A 16,155-nucleotide genomic window follows, 5' to 3' on the forward strand; every position below is an offset into this window, starting at 1 on the left:
GGAATTATGCAAGATATTAGTATTTTTTTAGCGTTTGGCGCTGGGTTCTTATCATTTATTTCCCCATGTTGCTTACCGCTTTATCCGGCATTTTTATCGTACATAACAGGTATGTCGGTTTCTGAATTGAAAGAAGAAAATGCAATGCTTCGCAAAAGAAGTATGATACATACAGCGTTTTTCTTACTTGGATTTTCAATTATATTTATTGCAATTGGATTTGGTACAAGTTTTATCGGAGGAATCTTTACAGATTATAAAGATTTAATTAGACAGCTAGGTGGTATATTTATCATCGTGTTCGGTCTTATTATTGTTGGGGTATTTAAGCCGAAGTTTTTAATGCAAGATCGTAAATTTACATTTAAAAATCGTCCGAGTGGCTATTTTGGATCAGTTCTAATTGGATTGGCCTTTGCTGCAGGATGGACGCCATGTACTGGACCTATTTTAGTGTCCGTAATTGGATTAGCAGCAACAAACCCAGAATCAGCAATGATTTATATGATTGCTTACATACTTGGATTTGCTATCCCATTTTTCGTACTTTCATTCTTTATTACGAAAATGTCTTGGATTAAAAGAAATAGTATGGCCTTTATGAAAGTCGGAGGATACATTATGATTGTCATGGGTATCTTCTTATACTTTAATTGGATGACGAAAATTATCGTATATTTCTCAAGTTTATTTGGTGGTTTTACCGGTTTTTAGTATTATTCTGTGAAAATGTTGGAAATACTAACGGAAAAGCATATAATGAAAGTATATTTTGCATATAGCCACAAAAAAGGATGAGAAAATATGAACATAGTTCTTTTATCAAGTATCGTTGCTGTTTGTATGGCTGTCGGTGCGATGTTTATTCGTTTAAAAGCAGCTAAGAAACCTGCAACATTGAAAAAAATTATACTTCCGCCATTTTTTATGAGTACGGGAGCATTGATGTATGTTTTTCCTGAATTTCGATTAACTCCAGCAGAAATGTTAGAAGCAATTGGTGTTGGTTTGATTTTCTCTATTTTTCTTATTAAAACATCTAAATTTGAAATTAGAGGACAAGAGATTTACTTGAAGCGTTCAAAAGCATTTGTTTTTATATTAATTGGATTACTTGTAGTACGGATTGTATTTAAAACATACTTAAGTCAATCTCTTGATTTAGGACAACTTAGCGGCATGTTCTTCTTACTTGCGTTTGCGATGATTGTATCATGGAGAATTGCGATGTACCGTTCCTTTACGAAATTACAGAAGGAAATGGAAAAAGAAGATGGTTTTTATAATGAAAAAGATATGAAACTAACTTAAAACTGTATATGTATAAAATAAAAAAGACAGCGTCAAAGGCGCTGTCTTTTTTATCGAAAATAATGTGAAGTTATTTTGCGAGTAAAGACTTGTAGTTTGAATAATCAATCTCTTTTTCTTGTAGCTTTTTTACTAAAAATTTATGATCACGCTTTGGTGTGGCAATAATATATCCTTTAATAATTAAGTCTTGTGTAATTTGAGAGGCATTTTCTTGTAATGCAAGTTCTCCAATTTTACCAGCGATTTTGGATTTAGCAACGTCGCGAAATAGTTCTGGAACAGGACTTACAAGCTCTTCTAGCAATTGTTTTTGTTCGTCAGCCCATAAATGTCTCGTTTTATTTATGTAGTGTTCTTCCCAATCTAAAATGGACATACCATCTTCTTTTGGTAATCGTTTTAAAAATTTTCTGAACATAAAGTATCCACCGATAGACATAAGTCCTAATAAAATGACAGTCCATAATACAATGAACCAACTGAACCATCCTTCGAGCAAGTATATCCCCCCTTAAATGATTTCGATTTTCTTTTATTCATATTATAAACATTGAGATTCATAGAAAGCAAGAACGCTTGGTCATTTTGACCAAGCGTAATCATTTAAACAAAGTATAGTTGTTCAACACATAAATTATTATTATCGTCTTCAACATACTCAATAATAAGTGTGCCAACTTTACGATCTTTATCTTCAGTTGTGAAAATAGAGTAAGAAGTAAAACGTGCTGTTGATAGGCCGCTTATATGTGTAGGTAAAGAAATGTAGTCGTTATCGCGGAAGAATTCCATTAGTTCAATATCTTCAAATTCTTTTCGGTCAACTTGTTTGTTTGTATAGCGGCGTTGAAGTTGTTTTAAGGATTCATTCCAAGAAATTGCTTTTGTGTCGTATACCATTGTTCTATCTCCTTACTGTATGTAATCGTTAAGAACATACGTTCTAATCTAGTATACTCTTTTTATTAGAAAAGGGAAAGCAAAAAATAATGTAAGCTTGGATTTCCAAGCTTACATTATTTTTGCGTTCGTCATAATCTCTAACTTTTATTATAAGTTACATAAGAATAAGAAACAAGATGATATATATTTTGTTGATAGTTTTCAAAATTCTGTATATTATCAATGTATTATATGGAAAGGGAATGAGTGGGATGGCATATGTAATTTCACTACAAGGACCAATGGCAAGTGGGAAAACAACAGTAGCTAAAAGGCTAGAGCAACATGGGTTATCAGTGATATATGAAAATCCATATCGAATTGTAGAAAAGCGAAAAGAATTAAATTTAGATATGAATTCAAAAGAGGGTTTTATAACAAATCAAAAAATGTTCATTGGAGCAAAAATAAAAGAGTTTCAAAATATCCAGGAATCAACGGTGATTTTTGATCGTGGGCCAGAAGATATTGAGTTCTATACACTTTTTTATCCGAAATTAATAGGGAAAGAGTGGGATATAGAAACAGAATTGCAAGATGATTTATGTGAACTAAGAAAATGCCGTTCGGATGCAATTTTTTATTTAGACGTTTCGAAAGAGAATGTATATGATAGAAAAAATAATGATAGGGTAAGAAACCGAAGTACATTTGAAGAACAACTTAAATTAGTAGAAACTGAAAAAGAATGGTATAAACAATTTCCTGTAACTTATGTGGACACGAATAGATTAACAGTGGACGAATTAGAGGCATATTTTATGAAATGGTTGAAGGAGAGAGGGTTATGAAAAAAATACTTTTATTTGTGTACCCAACATTTGCCGAGTTTGAAATAACGGTAGCAACGGCATTGCTGAAAAATAAATATGAAATCATTACAGCAGGTTTAACTAAGGAACTGGTTATAAGTGAAACGGGGTTGCAAGTGCAGCCGCATATAGAATTAAGTGAAGTGCGTGTAGATGAGTATGAGGGGATACTTATTCCAGGTGGAGAAGAAGTACAGTTGAAAGATGCAAAACCTCTTTTTTCAATCATTCATCAATTTTATGAACAAGAAAAATTAGTGGCAGCAATTTGTGCTGGACCGTATGCGTTGGCAAAGGCAGGCTTATTGAAAGGGGGATCTTATACAGCGACCATAGATTATAAAAGATTCGATTGTTTTCCAGTAGAAAATTTCGTGTATAAAGAAGTTGTGCAGCATTCAAGTATCATTACAGCACAAGGGCATGCGTTTGTACCATTCGGAATAGCGATTGCTTCTTATTTTGGAGTAGCAGACGAACATAATACAAATTTTTATTGTGGTAAAGGCAATGTAGTGATGGAGAAACTTTTATGAGAAAATGTGTAAAAGCTACTATTTGCTGATTTTTTTCTTTTTTACATCGATAAATCGCTATCGTTTTCGGATCATGCCATATACCATTATGAAGTGATAATTCATTTTCTATTTCTTTTTGTATCCATTCCTTCATTTCAGCGTGAAGATACATATTGTCTGGTATATTCAGTGATGGGAACATGCTAGAAATATAGTTTACGATCGGAGTAGCGTGATGAAAAACGAGCGCATTATGAATAACTGTTTCTACAACAGTTGGAAAAACAGATTGTAATATCTCCTTACCATTTTCTAAACAAAATGGAGCAACCGCTGCTGATGTTTGCGGTAAATCAAATGCGACTAACATGTTGTTACACATTTCAACTATACGAGGTAATGAAACGTTAGAATTTGTTGTAGCTAAAAGTGTACCGTCAGGACGAATGACTTTATAAAAATCTTGAATTGTTCTTTTTACATCTTTCACGTGGTATAACATATGTCTTGCGATTATCCAGTCATAACAATTATCTTCGAATGGAAGTTTACTAGCATCACCCTGTTTCCATTCAATTCTAGTACTTTTTTTAGCGGCCTCAGAAAGCATGGCTTTCGATTGATCAAATCCAGTTAATGGGCCTTTATGACCGTTAGTTTGTAAAAGGGAAAGGAATTTTCCGCTCGCGCACCCAACTTCTAATATGTTTTCTTTTCCTTGAAGTTGTAAATGTTCAATGACGATTTCATCTAAATTCACTTGTTTCTCTTCGAAACGTTTATGCGTATGGATACGTGTTTGTAAATGGTTGCTGACGCTGTATTGGCGTTTTACATCATTCATTTTTTCGGGTTCCACCTTCGTACAAAATTGCTGAATCGCATGTGTTAATACATCTGTCTTCTTTAAGCCTTCGTAATGGAGTGCTGCTTCAAACCTTTCAAGTAAATTTTCTTCAATTCGAAAATGAATATTTTTTCGTTTCGCCACTGAAAACTCGCCTCTTTTCATTTGTTAGGGAGAATATAGCATGCCTGGAAATTTTGTGTAAATAATTTGTGTACACAAAATTAGGGGAGGTGAAAAAATGTTTGAATATGAGTTTAAACTATTGACGATTTAACCGTTTTCATTTATTCTTAAATTAAGAAATATTCAAATAATTAAAAGAAATGAGAGAGTCACATGCTTCTTCAAGGAACACATCGAATTGGTCGTATGGCCATGCTGTTGGCACTTGCGGATGAGAATGAAAGCCCTGTATTATCTATTCCAAAAGGTTGGAAATATTGTACAGGGAAAGTGGGTTCGATGAATTCGCAAAAGGTCGTAGCGGCAATGGAAACAGCGGCTAAAAGCAACCGAGTTATTGAAACGGATGTTTACAGAGAAACACATGCACTTTATCATGCAATAATGGAAGCTTTGTACGGAGTGACGAGAGGTCAAATTCAGTTAGCAGACGTTCTTCGTACAGTAGGACTTCGTTTTGCAATTGTGCGCGGTACACCATACGACGGAAAAAAAGAAGGCGAATGGGTTGCTGTTGCACTTTATGGAACGATTGGTGCACCTGTAAAAGGATCTGAGCATGAGGCGATTGGTTTAGGAATTAATCACATATGATTTGCCCATAGTCTATTAGTTAGAAGGGGGCCTTACTTTTTAGGACAGAAGTCTGTCTTAAAAAGATAAGGTCCCCTTTTGCCTTTTTAAGGAGGAAAAAAGAATGATTACGTTAACAGGACATACATTGACAGTTGAAGAAATGAAGAAGTTATTACTTGAAGGGGAAGGTGTAACAGCTTGCCCAACTAGTATGCAAAAGGTGGCGGAGTGCCGCGAAGTAGTTGAGAAAATCGTAGAAGACGGAAAAGTTGTTTACGGTATTACAACTGGATTTGGAAAGTTTAGTGATGTGCTTATTCAAAAAGAGGATGTAAAGGCACTTCAACATAATTTAATTCAGTCACATGCATGCGGGATAGGTGATCCATTCCCGGAAGAAGTATCTCGCGGTATGTTAATTTTACGAGCGAACACGATGCTTAAAGGAGTATCTGGCGTTAGACCGCTTGTTGTAAATATGCTTCTTGAGTTTGTAAATCGCAAAATTCACCCAGTCGTTCCGCAACAAGGTTCACTTGGTGCGAGTGGAGACTTAGCACCTTTATCTCATCTTGCGCTCGTATTATTAGGCGAAGGTGAAGTGTTCTATAAAGGGAAAAGAGTCCATGCAATGGTTGCTCTTACAGAAGAAGGTCTTGAACCGATTGAACTTGAAGCGAAAGAAGGGCTTGCATTAATCAATGGTACACAGGCGATGACAGCGCAAGGAGTTCTTTCTTATATAGAAGCAGAAGCAACTGCATATCAAGCGGAATTAATTGCTTCGATGACAATTGAAGGATTACAAGGCATTATTGATGCATTTGATGAAAATGTTCATAAAGCACGTGGTTATAAAGAGCAAGTGGAAGTCGCGAGCAGAATTCGTGACATCCTTCAAGATAGTAAGTTAACAACAAAACAAGGAGAACTACGTGTACAGGATGCGTATTCACTTCGCTGTATCCCGCAAGTACACGGTGCTTCTTGGCAAGTTTTAAATTATGTGAAAGAAAAATTAGAAATTGAAATGAATGCAGCAACAGATAATCCGCTTATCTTTGATGGCGGAGAAAAAGTAATTTCGGGTGGTAATTTCCATGGTCAACCGATTGCGTTTGCGATGGACTTCTTAAAAGTAGGAATGGCGGAACTTGCAAATATTTCAGAACGTCGTATTGAGCGTTTAGTAAATCCGCAATTAAATGATTTACCTCCATTTTTAAGTCCAGAACCAGGATTGCAGTCTGGTGCAATGATTATGCAATACGCAGCTGCGTCACTTGTTTCTGAAAATAAAACGTTAGCACATCCGGCGAGTGTTGATTCAATCCCGTCATCAGCTAACCAAGAAGATCACGTAAGTATGGGAACAATCGCTTCACGCCATGCACATCAAATTATTCAAAATGTAAGACGTGTTCTTTCAATTGAGATGATTTGTGCGATGCAAGCAGCGGAATATCGCGGAATTGAAAACATGAGTACAGTGACGAAGAGCTTCTACCATCAAGGCCGTCAGCAAGTACCTTCTATTACAAATGACCGTATATTCTCAACAGATATTGAAAATATTACACATTGGTTAAAAACGAATGATTTGATAAAAGAAAGATTAGATGTAAACGCAGCACTATAAAATGAGAAAAGGGAGAGATTGAAATGGAAAAAGTAAAACAAACAATTCGCGCGCCAAGAGGTACGGAGTTACAAACGAAAGGGTGGGTTCAAGAAGCTGCACTTCGTATGTTAATGAACAATTTAGATCCTGAAGTTGCTGAAAAACCAGAAGAATTAGTTGTATATGGCGGAATTGGCCGTGCAGCTCGTAACTGGGAAAGCTATCAGGCAATTGTAGATTCATTAAAAACGTTAGAAAGCGATGAAACGTTACTTGTTCAATCAGGGAAACCAGTAGCAATCTTCAAATCACATGAAGATGCACCTCGCGTTCTGTTAGCGAACTCAAACTTAGTACCAAAATGGGCGAACTGGGATCACTTCCGTGAATTAGAGAAAAAAGGTCTTATGATGTACGGACAAATGACAGCGGGTAGTTGGATTTACATTGGAACTCAAGGGATTTTACAAGGAACATATGAAACGTTTGGTGAAGCGGCTCGTCAACATTTCGGTGGTTCATTAAAAGGTACATTAACACTTACTGCTGGTTTAGGTGGGATGGGTGGTGCACAGCCTCTTGCTGTAACGATGAACGGCGGTGTTGTCATTGCTATTGATGTTGATAAGCGCAGCATTGATCGTCGTATTGAAAAGAGATACTGTGATATGTATACAGAATCATTAGAAGAAGCGTTAACTGTTGCGAACGAGTATAAAGAGAAGAAAGAACCGATTTCTATTGGTTTATTAGGAAATGCGGCAGAAATTTTACCAGAACTAGTGAAGCGTAATATTACGCCAGATTTAGTTACGGATCAAACATCTGCTCATGATCCATTAAACGGTTATATTCCAGTAGGTTACACATTAGAAGAAGCAGCGAAACTTCGTGAAGAAGATCCAGAACGTTACGTACAATTATCAAAAGAAAGCATGACAAAACATGTGGAAGCAATGCTTGCGATGCAAGAAAAAGGCGCAATTACATTTGATTATGGAAATAACATTCGCCAAGTTGCTTTCGATGAAGGTTTGAAAAATGCTTTTGATTTCCCGGGATTCGTTCCAGCATTTATTCGTCCATTATTCTGTGAAGGAAAAGGACCATTCCGCTGGGTAGCACTTTCTGGTGATCCAGAAGATATTTATAAAACAGACGAAGTAATTTTACGTGAGTTCGCTGATAATGAACATTTATGTAACTGGATTCGTATGGCTCGTCAGCAAGTTGAGTTCCAAGGTCTTCCATCACGTATTTGTTGGTTAGGTTACGGTGAGCGTGCGAAGTTTGGCCGCATTATTAATGAAATGGTGGCGAATGGTGAATTATCAGCACCGATCGTTATCGGCCGTGACCATTTAGATTGCGGATCAGTAGCATCTCCAAACCGTGAAACGGAATCGATGAAAGACGGTAGTGATGCAGTAGCAGATTGGCCAATTTTAAATGCATTAATTAACAGTGTAAACGGTGCAAGCTGGGTATCTGTTCACCACGGTGGTGGCGTTGGCATGGGGTATTCACTTCACGCTGGAATGGTTATCGTTGCAGATGGAACAGAAGCGGCAGCAAAACGTATTGAGCGCGTATTAACTTCTGACCCTGGAATGGGTGTTGTTCGTCACGTAGATGCTGGATATGACTTAGCTGTTGAAACAGCGAAAGAAAAAGGCGTTAACATTCCAATGATGAAATAAGGAGGAGAAAACATGCTGGACACTTTACTAATAAATATCGGTCAATTACTAACAATGGATCAAGAAGATGGCTTGTTAAGACGGGAAGCGATGAACACGCTTCCTGTTATTGAAAACGGTGTGGTTGGAATTGAAAATGGCGTAATCACTTTCGTTGGAACAGCGGAAGAAGCAAAAGGAATACAAGCGAAAGAAGTTATTGATTGCGGCGGTAAAATGGTTTCTCCTGGTCTTGTTGACCCGCATACTCATCTTGTATTTGGTGGATCTCGTGAAAATGAAATCGCGCTAAAATTACAAGGAGTTCCGTACTTAGAAATTTTAGAACAAGGTGGAGGCATTCTTTCGACTGTAAATGCAACGAAACAAGCATCGAAAGAAGAACTTGTTCAAAAAGCGAAATTCCATTTAGACCGTATGCTATCTTTCGGTGTGACAACTGTAGAAGCGAAGAGTGGTTACGGATTAGATGATGAGACGGAATGGAAACAATTAGAGGCAACTGCACAATTACAAAAAGAGCATCCAATCGATTTAGTTTCAACATTTTTAGGTGCCCATGCAGTTCCGAAAGAGTATAAAGGAAGATCAAAAGAATTTTTACAATGGATGCTAGACCTACTGCCAGAAATGAAAGAGAAGCAATTAGCGGAATTCGTTGATATTTTCTGCGAAACAGGTGTGTTCTCTGTAGAAGAATCAAAAGAGTTTTTATTAAAAGCGAAAGAACTTGGCTTTGACGTGAAAATTCATGCAGATGAAATCGACCCTCTTGGTGGTGCGGAAGCAGCAGCTGAAATTGGTGCAGCATCAGCGGACCATTTAGTTGGCGCTTCTGATAAAGGAATTGAAATGCTTGCAAACTCTAATACAGTAGCAACGCTATTACCAGGAACAACTTTCTATTTAAATAAAGAAAGCTTTGCTCGCGGTCGTAAAATGATTGATGAAGGTGTTGCAGTTGCGTTAGCTACAGACTTTAACCCAGGTAGCTGTCCAACTGAAAACATTCAGCTTATTATGAGCATCGCAATGCTGAAGCTGAAAATGACACCAGAAGAAGTTTGGAATGCCGTAACCGTTAACTCTTCTTATGCCATTAATCGAGGCCATGTAGCTGGGAAAATTAGAGTTGGTCGCAAGGCAGATTTAGTTTTATGGGATGCTTACAATTATGCTTACGTACCGTATCATTACGGCGTAAGTCATGTGAATACAGTATGGAAGAATGGTAATATCGCATATACAAGAGGTGAACAATCGTGGAGCACGGCCACTATTTAAAGAAAAATGCAAAGTTTATTGATCGTGAAGTGACGAAATGGAGTGAGATGATTAAAGATTGGGAGGAAGGCGTGGAAATATTCAGTGCTGCCTTAATTGGAGCACCCCTCTCTAAACCATCTATTAGTCATTCAGGAGCAAGTTTTGCTCCAAAAACAATTCGTGCGATGTTAGATGCATATAGCACGTATGCAATTACAGAAGAACACGATATGAAAGAAAGTGTCTTATATGATTGCGGTGATATTACAATGCATGTGACAGATATAAAAGAAAGTCATAACCGAATTGCGAAAACAGTTGGGCATCTAACGAAAGTAAATCCGAACATGATACCAATCGTTCTTGGCGGGGACCATTCGATTAGTTTTCCGAGTATAACAGGATTTGCAAATAGTAAAGGAAAGGTCGGTATTATTCAATTTGATGCTCATCATGATTTGCGTAATTTAGATGATGGTGGTCCATCAAATGGTACACCGTTCCGTAGTTTACTAGAAAATGGTGTCATTACAGGAAAACAACTCGTTCAAATTGGAATTCGTAATTTTTCTAATGCACGTGCGTACCATGAATATGCAAAAGAGCACGGTGTGACAGTGTATACAATGAAAGATGTACGAGAGAGAGAAATAAAAGATATTATGACAGAAAGCATTGAAGTATTAAGAAAACAAGGTGTGACTTCTATTTACATTTCTCTTGATATGGATGTACTAGATCAAGCATTCGCGCCAGGTTGTCCAGCAATTGGCCCTGGAGGAATGGATAGCTCAACTTTACTTGATGCGATTGAATTTCTTGGCAAAGAACCCCTCGTGCAAGGGATGGATATAGTAGAAATTGATCCAACTCTTGATTTCAGGGATATGACGAGCAGAGTAGCTGCGCAAGTAATTATGAGTTTTCTTTTAGCGCGAGAAACGATTCGTAAGCAAGTTAGTATATAGGTTGGAAATTAAAAGTGAATTTTTAGCTATGTCTTATAAAAACACATTACTACTTATATTGTAGTAATGTGTTTTTGTATTGTAAGAGGTTTGTAAAATTAAAATGGGTGTATATGAAAAAGTTGGAGGAATTGCGGTTTTGCAGTGTTATTATGTGGATTAATTAAATTGTTTTGAATGAATTGACACAGGAAATAATTTTATGATAAAATAAAAATTTTGCTAAAAAAATGAATATATGTTAAACTTGAGAAGGTTACCATATATGGAGGTGGATTATTTGTTTCAAATTGGCGATAACATTGTGTATCCAATGCAGGGAGCAGGTATAATTAAAGCCATAGAAGAGAAAGAAATCGCAGGAAAAAAACAACAATATTATGTTATAAAAATGTCGGCTAATAATATGGAAATAATGATTCCTGAAGGGAAAATATTGAATTCAAATATACGACCAGTTACGGATATCACGGCATTAATACACATAATAGATATTTTTCAGCATGGGGAATCAGATAGATTACTTACGTGGAAACAAAGGTATAAAGTGAACACTGATAAAATAAAAACGGGTAAAATGCAAGAAGGTGCTGAAGTTGTGCGTGATTTAATGCGTATACAGAAAGAAAAAGCACTTAATGCAAGCGAAAAGAAAATGTTAGATAACGCACATGAATTTTTGATTAGTGAACTTGGATTAATTGAAGGTATCACAGAGAATCAAATAAAAAGCTTTTGTTAAGGTTCATTACAAATAATGTATTGCATCCCAAAAAAGATCTTGAATTTTTTGGGAACATAATTATAGGCAATTAATCATTTCAAAGACATTCAACTCTTTCAAACCACTTTTAAAGCATTAACCTCTTTTGTTATTACTACAATCAAATCCATTTTTATTTTAAATTTCTTTTACGAATGTTCGAAGTTTAATTCAATACTTCGATAAAATAGTTACTTGATTTTTGCAATCCTGATTCACACTGGCACGGACGAGGAGCCGTAAGGATGAAAGAGAGGTAGGGCTTTCATTGTTTTAGGTATATGAGTTATTATTTTTAGAAGAATACGGAACCATTTTCACTTCTATTGATAAGGGATTCTTTATGTTAAGGAGATAGACGAATTGATAGCCATATATGGTCAACTAAAAAGGTTTCCTACTAAGGAAACCTTTTTCATTTTATTTAGAGTATTCTATTTTTTTTGATATTCGAATGTTTCATGGCAAAGTCGTATAAATTGACGCTACTATTTAAAAGTAAGTATGATGCAATTATAGTAAGAATTTTTTAGGGGGAAGAAAAATGACAAGTTCAAATAATAAAACCGCAAGTATTTATGAAGGAACGAATATAAACGCTGGTGGAACTTTTGAAAACGTTGAAGAAACGAAGTTATTTAATCCGATACAAATTGGGTCTTGGTCTCTTCGTAATCGCATAGCGATGGCACCGATGACGAGATGCTTTGCAGACAGTGAAACGGGTGTAGTTGGTGCTGACGTAGTTGAGTATTATCGCAAGCGTGCTGCTGATAGCATTGGGTTAATTATTACAGAAGGAATTGTCATTAGCCCAAGAGCAAAAGGGAACCCAGGGGTACCAGGTATGTATACACAAGCACAAATAGATTCTTGGAAACCTGTTACGGAAGCAGTACATAAAGAAGGCGGGACTATTATTGCTCAAATATGGCATGTTGGACGTATGAGCCATCACGAAATAATTGGCGGTCAATTACCACAAGCACCGTCAGCAATCGCTGCAGAGGGAAATGTTCCGCGTTTCCGTAAACCGTTTGATACACCAGAAGCAATGACAATAGAAGAAATAAAAGAGGTTATTGGTCAATACGCACAAGCAGCGAAAAATGCGATTGAAGCAGGATTCGATGGTGTAGAGATTCACGGTGCGCACGGATATTTAATAGATCAATTTACTTATGAATTTGCGAATAAGCGAACAGATAAATATGGCGGCGATTTAAAGAAAAGGTTAACATTTATGAAAGAAGTAACTGAGGCTGTAATAGAAGCAGTTGGAGCTGATAAAACACTTCTGCGCTTCTCTGCTTTCAAAGGTGATAATCCTACTTATATGTGGGAAAATCCAGAACTTGCAATTGAAACGTTTGTAAATATGTTCAAAGAAGTTGGATTAACGATGATTCACCCTTCAACGATGAATTATACGCAAGTGATTGCTGATGGCAAAAATTTTCATCAATTAGTAAGAAAATATTGGGATGGTACGATTGTTGGGGTTGGTAATTTAAATCCGAAAGAGGCTGAAGAAGCGTTGCAAGAAGGAACGATTGATGTAGCGGCATTCGGAAGACCATTAATCGCTAATCCAGATTTTGTTCATCGAATTAAACATGCTGAAAGTTTAGTTGAATATGACGCGAAAGAGCATCTTGCTACATTAGTGTGAATAAAGATAAAAGGAGAACATATAAAGTGTTCTCCTTTTATTATGGAATTTCATAGGGGGAAGCGGGATGAGTGAAACGCTACTCGTTATTATTAGTATATTGCTTTTTTTGATGTTGCTTTTAATCGTATTTTTTATTATTACATTTTTTATAAAAAAAAGAACGCATCACTCTATATTAAAACTTCATCCATACTTAGGGAGAATGCGCTATTTACTTGAAAAGATAGGGCCGGAATTTCGGCAATATTGGTTTGATCATGATACGGATGGAAAACCTTTTTCACGTTACGATTTTCAAAGTGTTATGTTTTTAGCGAAATATCGTTCTGAAATACTTGGTTTTGGATCGAAACGAGATTTTGATGCATCGGGCTATTATATTGCGAATACATTGTTTCCAATTTTAACAGATGAATTAAGTGTGAATCTTAGGCAAGAACGTGAGGGGAAAAAATATGTGATTCATAAAGAAGGGTTATTTTCAAGAAGAGAGAAATTGACAGCGGATACAACAAATCTTTGGTTATATGAAGATGACGATGCAATTATAGTCGGTGAAAATCGCAAATACCAATGGGAATTACATGGAATGTTTGGAGCATCAGCGACATCTTACGGTGCGATTGGAGAGAATTATATTTTAGCGAGCGGTTTTGGTGCGGAAATGGCAGGCGGATCGTGGATTAATACTGGAGAAGGTGGCGTAATTCCAGAACATTTACATACAGGTGCGAATATCGTTGCACAAATTGGCCCTGGATTATTTGGATACCGTGATGAGAATGCCAATTTTTCAATGGAGAAATTTATGGAGAAAGCGAAAGAAAATAATATCAAGGCATTCGAATTAAAATTTGCGCAAGGTGCGAAAATACGTGGTGGTCATCTAGAGGGACAAAAAGTAAATGAGAAAATTGCCTCTGTTAGGAATGTACGAGAAGGAGAGACAATTAATTCGCCGAATCGATTTTCATTTTTAAATAATGCAGTGGATACACTTTCTTTTATTCAGCAGTTGCAAGAAAGTGGTGGTAAACCAGTCGGGATGAAAATTGTAATTGGTCAGCAGGAGCCTTTGGAAGATTTAATAAAAACAATGAAAGAATTAAACATTTATCCAGATTTTATTACAATAGACGGTTCAGAAGGCGGATCAGGGGCAACGTATAAATCGATGGCAGATAGTATGGGACTGCCGCTTATTCCAGCATTACTTACATTTATTGATACAGCGAATCATTATAGTGTCCGTGATAAATTCAAAGTGTTTGCTTCTGGGAAGTTAATAACACCGGATAAGGTGGCAATTGCTTTAGCAATTGGAGCGGATGCTGTAAATTCAGCCCGCGGATTTATGATGGCGAGCGGCTGTATTATGGCGCTTCAATGTAATTCCGGACAGTGTCCATCTGGGGTTGCAACGACGAATCCGCACTACCAAAAAGCGTTAGATCCGTATGAGAAGAAATGGCGAGTGATGAATTACATTATTAGTATGAGATATAGTCTGTTTTCATTAGCGGCAGCAGCGGGGGTGAAAAGCCCGCGCCATTTAACGAGGGAGCATATTATATTTAAGGATGAAAGAGGAGGAATTGTACCGCTGTCAGAATTGTTCCCTATAGTAAATAGGAGATAAAATATATGTGTTAAAAGTCATACATTTGTATGACTTTTTTATTCGATAATAAAGTTAATCAAGAGAACAATAATTTAAATAAGGAACTGATTGACAATGAAAAGTAAGTAACTTATAATAAATCTTGAGTTCGAGATAAATCGTATTCTAAATAAAGACTTATTATGATTATAAATCGAACAAATATATTTTTGTGAATTATCTCGAATTCGAGATAATTCCAGTGGATCGAATGTTATTGTGTAATTTTAAAGTGTTTATCTCGAATTCGAGGTAAAATTATAATAGCGGATTTTACTTTGCAGTATGGACAAAATGAATAATGAATTTGAATGTAAAACAAATTTTTATAATGAAATAAAAAAGGAGTGGCAGAAATGGAAAAGAAAACAATGGGGATTCATCATATTACAGCAATTGTAGGGCATCCACAAGAAAATGTAGACTTTTATGCTGGTGTATTAGGATTACGTTTAGTGAAACAAACAGTGAATTTTGATGATCCAGGTACATACCATCTTTATTTTGGTAATGAAGGAGGAAAACCTGGAACAATTATTACGTTTTTCCCATGGGCAGGTGCTCGCCAAGGAATTATTGGAGACGGTCAAGTAGGCATTACTTCATATGTCGTACCAAAAGGTGCAATGGAGTTTTGGGAAAGTAGACTAGAAAAGTTTGATGTTTCATATACAAAAATGACTCGATTTGGGGAGCAATATTTAGAATTTGATGATCCACATGGTTTGCATATAGAATTAGTTGAAAGAGAAGAAGGCGAATTAAATAATTGGACTTTTGGAGAAGTTACGCCAGAAGTAGCAATTAAAGGATTTGGCGGTGCTGTTCTTTTATCTGCACAACCTCAAAAAACAGCTGAATTGTTAGAACACGTTATGGGTCTTGAGAAAATTGGAGAAGAGGGTGAATTTGTCCGATTCCGTTCTTCTGCTGATATTGGAAATATTATTGATTTAAAATTATCAACAATTGGACGCGGTCAGATGGGCGTTGGTACAGTTCATCATATTGCTTGGAGAGCGAGCGACGATGCTGATCAACTAGATTGGAGAGAACATGTATCTCGCTTTGGGTACGGTGTAACTCCTGTACAAGATCGAAATTATTTTAATGCAATTTATTTTAGAGAACACGGTGAAATTTTATTTGAAATTGCAACAGATCCTCCTGGTTTTGCTCATGACGAATCGTTAGAGACGATGGGTGAGGAATTAAAGTTACCGGAGCGATATGAACCAAATAGAAAACAGATTGAACAAACACTTTTACCATTTGAAGTGAGAAATTTAGATTAAAGTAATTGAAAG

15 protein-coding genes and 1 pseudogene are annotated in these 16,155 nt (G+C 36.4%); 13 read left to right on the forward strand and 3 right to left on the reverse strand.

Annotation, left to right across the window (positions count from 1 at the left end):
- The first annotated feature begins 6 nt into the window (after nucleotides 1-6).
- A complete protein-coding gene (ccdA, locus tag JDS92_RS10210; RefSeq protein ID WP_001152675.1) occupies nucleotides 7-714 on the forward strand; it encodes a cytochrome c-type biogenesis protein CcdA in 708 nt (235 codons plus the stop codon).
- A gap of 90 nt (nucleotides 715-804) precedes the next feature.
- Nucleotides 805-1,311, forward strand: a complete 507-nt coding sequence (locus JDS92_RS10215) for a CcdC family protein (protein WP_001028440.1) — start codon at nucleotides 805-807, stop codon at nucleotides 1,309-1,311.
- Nucleotides 1,312-1,381: 70 nt separating this feature from the next.
- Here JDS92_RS10215 and JDS92_RS10220 read toward each other — a convergent pair whose 3' ends face one another.
- On the reverse strand, nucleotides 1,382-1,813 hold the full coding sequence (locus tag JDS92_RS10220; RefSeq protein ID WP_000889376.1) for a DUF2621 domain-containing protein: 432 nt from the start codon (nucleotides 1,811-1,813) through the stop codon (nucleotides 1,382-1,384).
- Nucleotides 1,814-1,917: 104 nt separating this feature from the next.
- Entirely contained in the window at nucleotides 1,918-2,214 is a 297-nt protein-coding gene (locus JDS92_RS10225; RefSeq protein ID WP_000262403.1) for a hypothetical protein, read from the reverse strand.
- A 245-nt stretch (nucleotides 2,215-2,459) separates the two neighbouring features.
- Between JDS92_RS10225 and JDS92_RS10230 the strand changes: the two genes are divergently transcribed.
- Both JDS92_RS10230 and JDS92_RS10235 read left to right on the forward strand, forming a co-directional pair.
- On the forward strand, nucleotides 2,460-3,047 hold the full coding sequence (locus JDS92_RS10230; RefSeq protein WP_140158429.1) for an AAA family ATPase: 588 nt from the start codon (nucleotides 2,460-2,462) through the stop codon (nucleotides 3,045-3,047).
- Complete coding sequence (locus JDS92_RS10235) at nucleotides 3,044-3,604, forward strand: DJ-1/PfpI family protein (RefSeq protein ID WP_079996517.1); 561 nt, start codon at nucleotides 3,044-3,046, stop codon at nucleotides 3,602-3,604. The genes JDS92_RS10230 and JDS92_RS10235 overlap by 4 nt, the downstream gene beginning before the upstream one ends.
- Nucleotides 3,605-3,632: 28 nt before the next feature.
- Here JDS92_RS10235 and JDS92_RS10240 read toward each other — a convergent pair.
- Nucleotides 3,633-4,577 (reverse strand): annotated as a pseudogene (locus JDS92_RS10240) (class I SAM-dependent methyltransferase); the annotation flags it as partial.
- Between the two features lie 195 nt (nucleotides 4,578-4,772).
- Here JDS92_RS10240 and hutP point away from each other — a divergent pair.
- From hutP to JDS92_RS10285, 9 genes are all read left to right on the forward strand, one after another.
- Entirely contained in the window at nucleotides 4,773-5,213 is a 441-nt protein-coding gene (hutP, locus tag JDS92_RS10245; protein ID WP_000926519.1) for a hut operon transcriptional regulator HutP, read from the forward strand.
- Between the two features lie 103 nt (nucleotides 5,214-5,316).
- The gene (gene hutH / locus JDS92_RS10250; RefSeq protein WP_016108912.1) at nucleotides 5,317-6,834 is read left to right on the forward strand and encodes a histidine ammonia-lyase; all 1,518 of its coding nucleotides are present in this window, start codon (nucleotides 5,317-5,319) and stop codon (nucleotides 6,832-6,834) included.
- A 23-nt stretch (nucleotides 6,835-6,857) separates the two neighbouring features.
- Nucleotides 6,858-8,516, forward strand: coding sequence for a urocanate hydratase (hutU, locus tag JDS92_RS10255; RefSeq protein ID WP_000416716.1), 1,659 nt, complete (start codon nucleotides 6,858-6,860; stop codon nucleotides 8,514-8,516).
- Nucleotides 8,517-8,528: 12 nt separating this feature from the next.
- Nucleotides 8,529-9,800 (forward strand): imidazolonepropionase, encoded by a 1,272-nt coding sequence (hutI, locus tag JDS92_RS10260; protein ID WP_199631904.1) that lies wholly within the window; start codon nucleotides 8,529-8,531, stop codon nucleotides 9,798-9,800.
- The gene (hutG, locus tag JDS92_RS10265) at nucleotides 9,779-10,750 is read left to right on the forward strand and encodes a formimidoylglutamase (protein ID WP_000399860.1); all 972 of its coding nucleotides are present in this window, start codon (nucleotides 9,779-9,781) and stop codon (nucleotides 10,748-10,750) included. Before hutI ends, hutG begins: the two co-directional genes overlap by 22 nt.
- A gap of 280 nt (nucleotides 10,751-11,030) precedes the next feature.
- Nucleotides 11,031-11,492: a CarD family transcriptional regulator gene (locus JDS92_RS10270; protein WP_000486323.1), complete on the forward strand. Its 462-nt coding sequence runs from the start codon at nucleotides 11,031-11,033 to the stop codon at nucleotides 11,490-11,492.
- 565 nt (nucleotides 11,493-12,057) lie between these two features.
- Nucleotides 12,058-13,185: an alkene reductase gene (locus tag JDS92_RS10275; protein WP_000204424.1), complete on the forward strand. Its 1,128-nt coding sequence runs from the start codon at nucleotides 12,058-12,060 to the stop codon at nucleotides 13,183-13,185.
- Nucleotides 13,186-13,252: 67 nt separating this feature from the next.
- Entirely contained in the window at nucleotides 13,253-14,827 is a 1,575-nt protein-coding gene (locus JDS92_RS10280) for an FMN-binding glutamate synthase family protein (RefSeq protein ID WP_199631905.1), read from the forward strand.
- 377 nt (nucleotides 14,828-15,204) lie between these two features.
- Nucleotides 15,205-16,143 (forward strand): ring-cleaving dioxygenase, encoded by a 939-nt coding sequence (locus JDS92_RS10285; protein WP_000412734.1) that lies wholly within the window; start codon nucleotides 15,205-15,207, stop codon nucleotides 16,141-16,143.
- Nucleotides 16,144-16,155 lie beyond the last annotated feature (12 nt).

It is taken from the genome of Bacillus cereus group sp. N12 (assembly GCF_016483575.1).
In the GTDB taxonomy this organism is placed as follows: Bacteria; Bacillota; Bacilli; order Bacillales; family Bacillaceae_G; genus Bacillus_A; species Bacillus_A toyonensis.

What these genes read in the sequence shown, in the direction of transcription:
- ccdA (WP_001152675.1), top strand. Translation starts at nt 7, where the DNA reads ATGCAAGATATTAGTATTTTTTTAGCGTTTGGCGCTGGGTTCTTATCA.
- hutI (WP_199631904.1), top strand. Translation starts at nt 8,529, where the DNA reads ATGCTGGACACTTTACTAATAAATATCGGTCAATTACTAACAATGGAT.
- JDS92_RS10225 (WP_000262403.1), bottom strand. Translation starts at nt 2,214, where the DNA reads ATGGTATACGACACAAAAGCAATTTCTTGGAATGAATCCTTAAAACAA.
- JDS92_RS10285 (WP_000412734.1), top strand. Translation starts at nt 15,205, where the DNA reads ATGGAAAAGAAAACAATGGGGATTCATCATATTACAGCAATTGTAGGG.
- hutP (WP_000926519.1), top strand. Translation starts at nt 4,773, where the DNA reads ATGCTTCTTCAAGGAACACATCGAATTGGTCGTATGGCCATGCTGTTG.
- JDS92_RS10230 (WP_140158429.1), top strand. Translation starts at nt 2,460, where the DNA reads ATGAGTGGGATGGCATATGTAATTTCACTACAAGGACCAATGGCAAGT.
- JDS92_RS10280 (WP_199631905.1), top strand. Translation starts at nt 13,253, where the DNA reads ATGAGTGAAACGCTACTCGTTATTATTAGTATATTGCTTTTTTTGATG.
- JDS92_RS10215 (WP_001028440.1), top strand. Translation starts at nt 805, where the DNA reads ATGAACATAGTTCTTTTATCAAGTATCGTTGCTGTTTGTATGGCTGTC.
- JDS92_RS10275 (WP_000204424.1), top strand. Translation starts at nt 12,058, where the DNA reads ATGACAAGTTCAAATAATAAAACCGCAAGTATTTATGAAGGAACGAAT.
- JDS92_RS10235 (WP_079996517.1), top strand. Translation starts at nt 3,044, where the DNA reads ATGAAAAAAATACTTTTATTTGTGTACCCAACATTTGCCGAGTTTGAA.
- hutH (WP_016108912.1), top strand. Translation starts at nt 5,317, where the DNA reads ATGATTACGTTAACAGGACATACATTGACAGTTGAAGAAATGAAGAAG.
- hutU (WP_000416716.1), top strand. Translation starts at nt 6,858, where the DNA reads ATGGAAAAAGTAAAACAAACAATTCGCGCGCCAAGAGGTACGGAGTTA.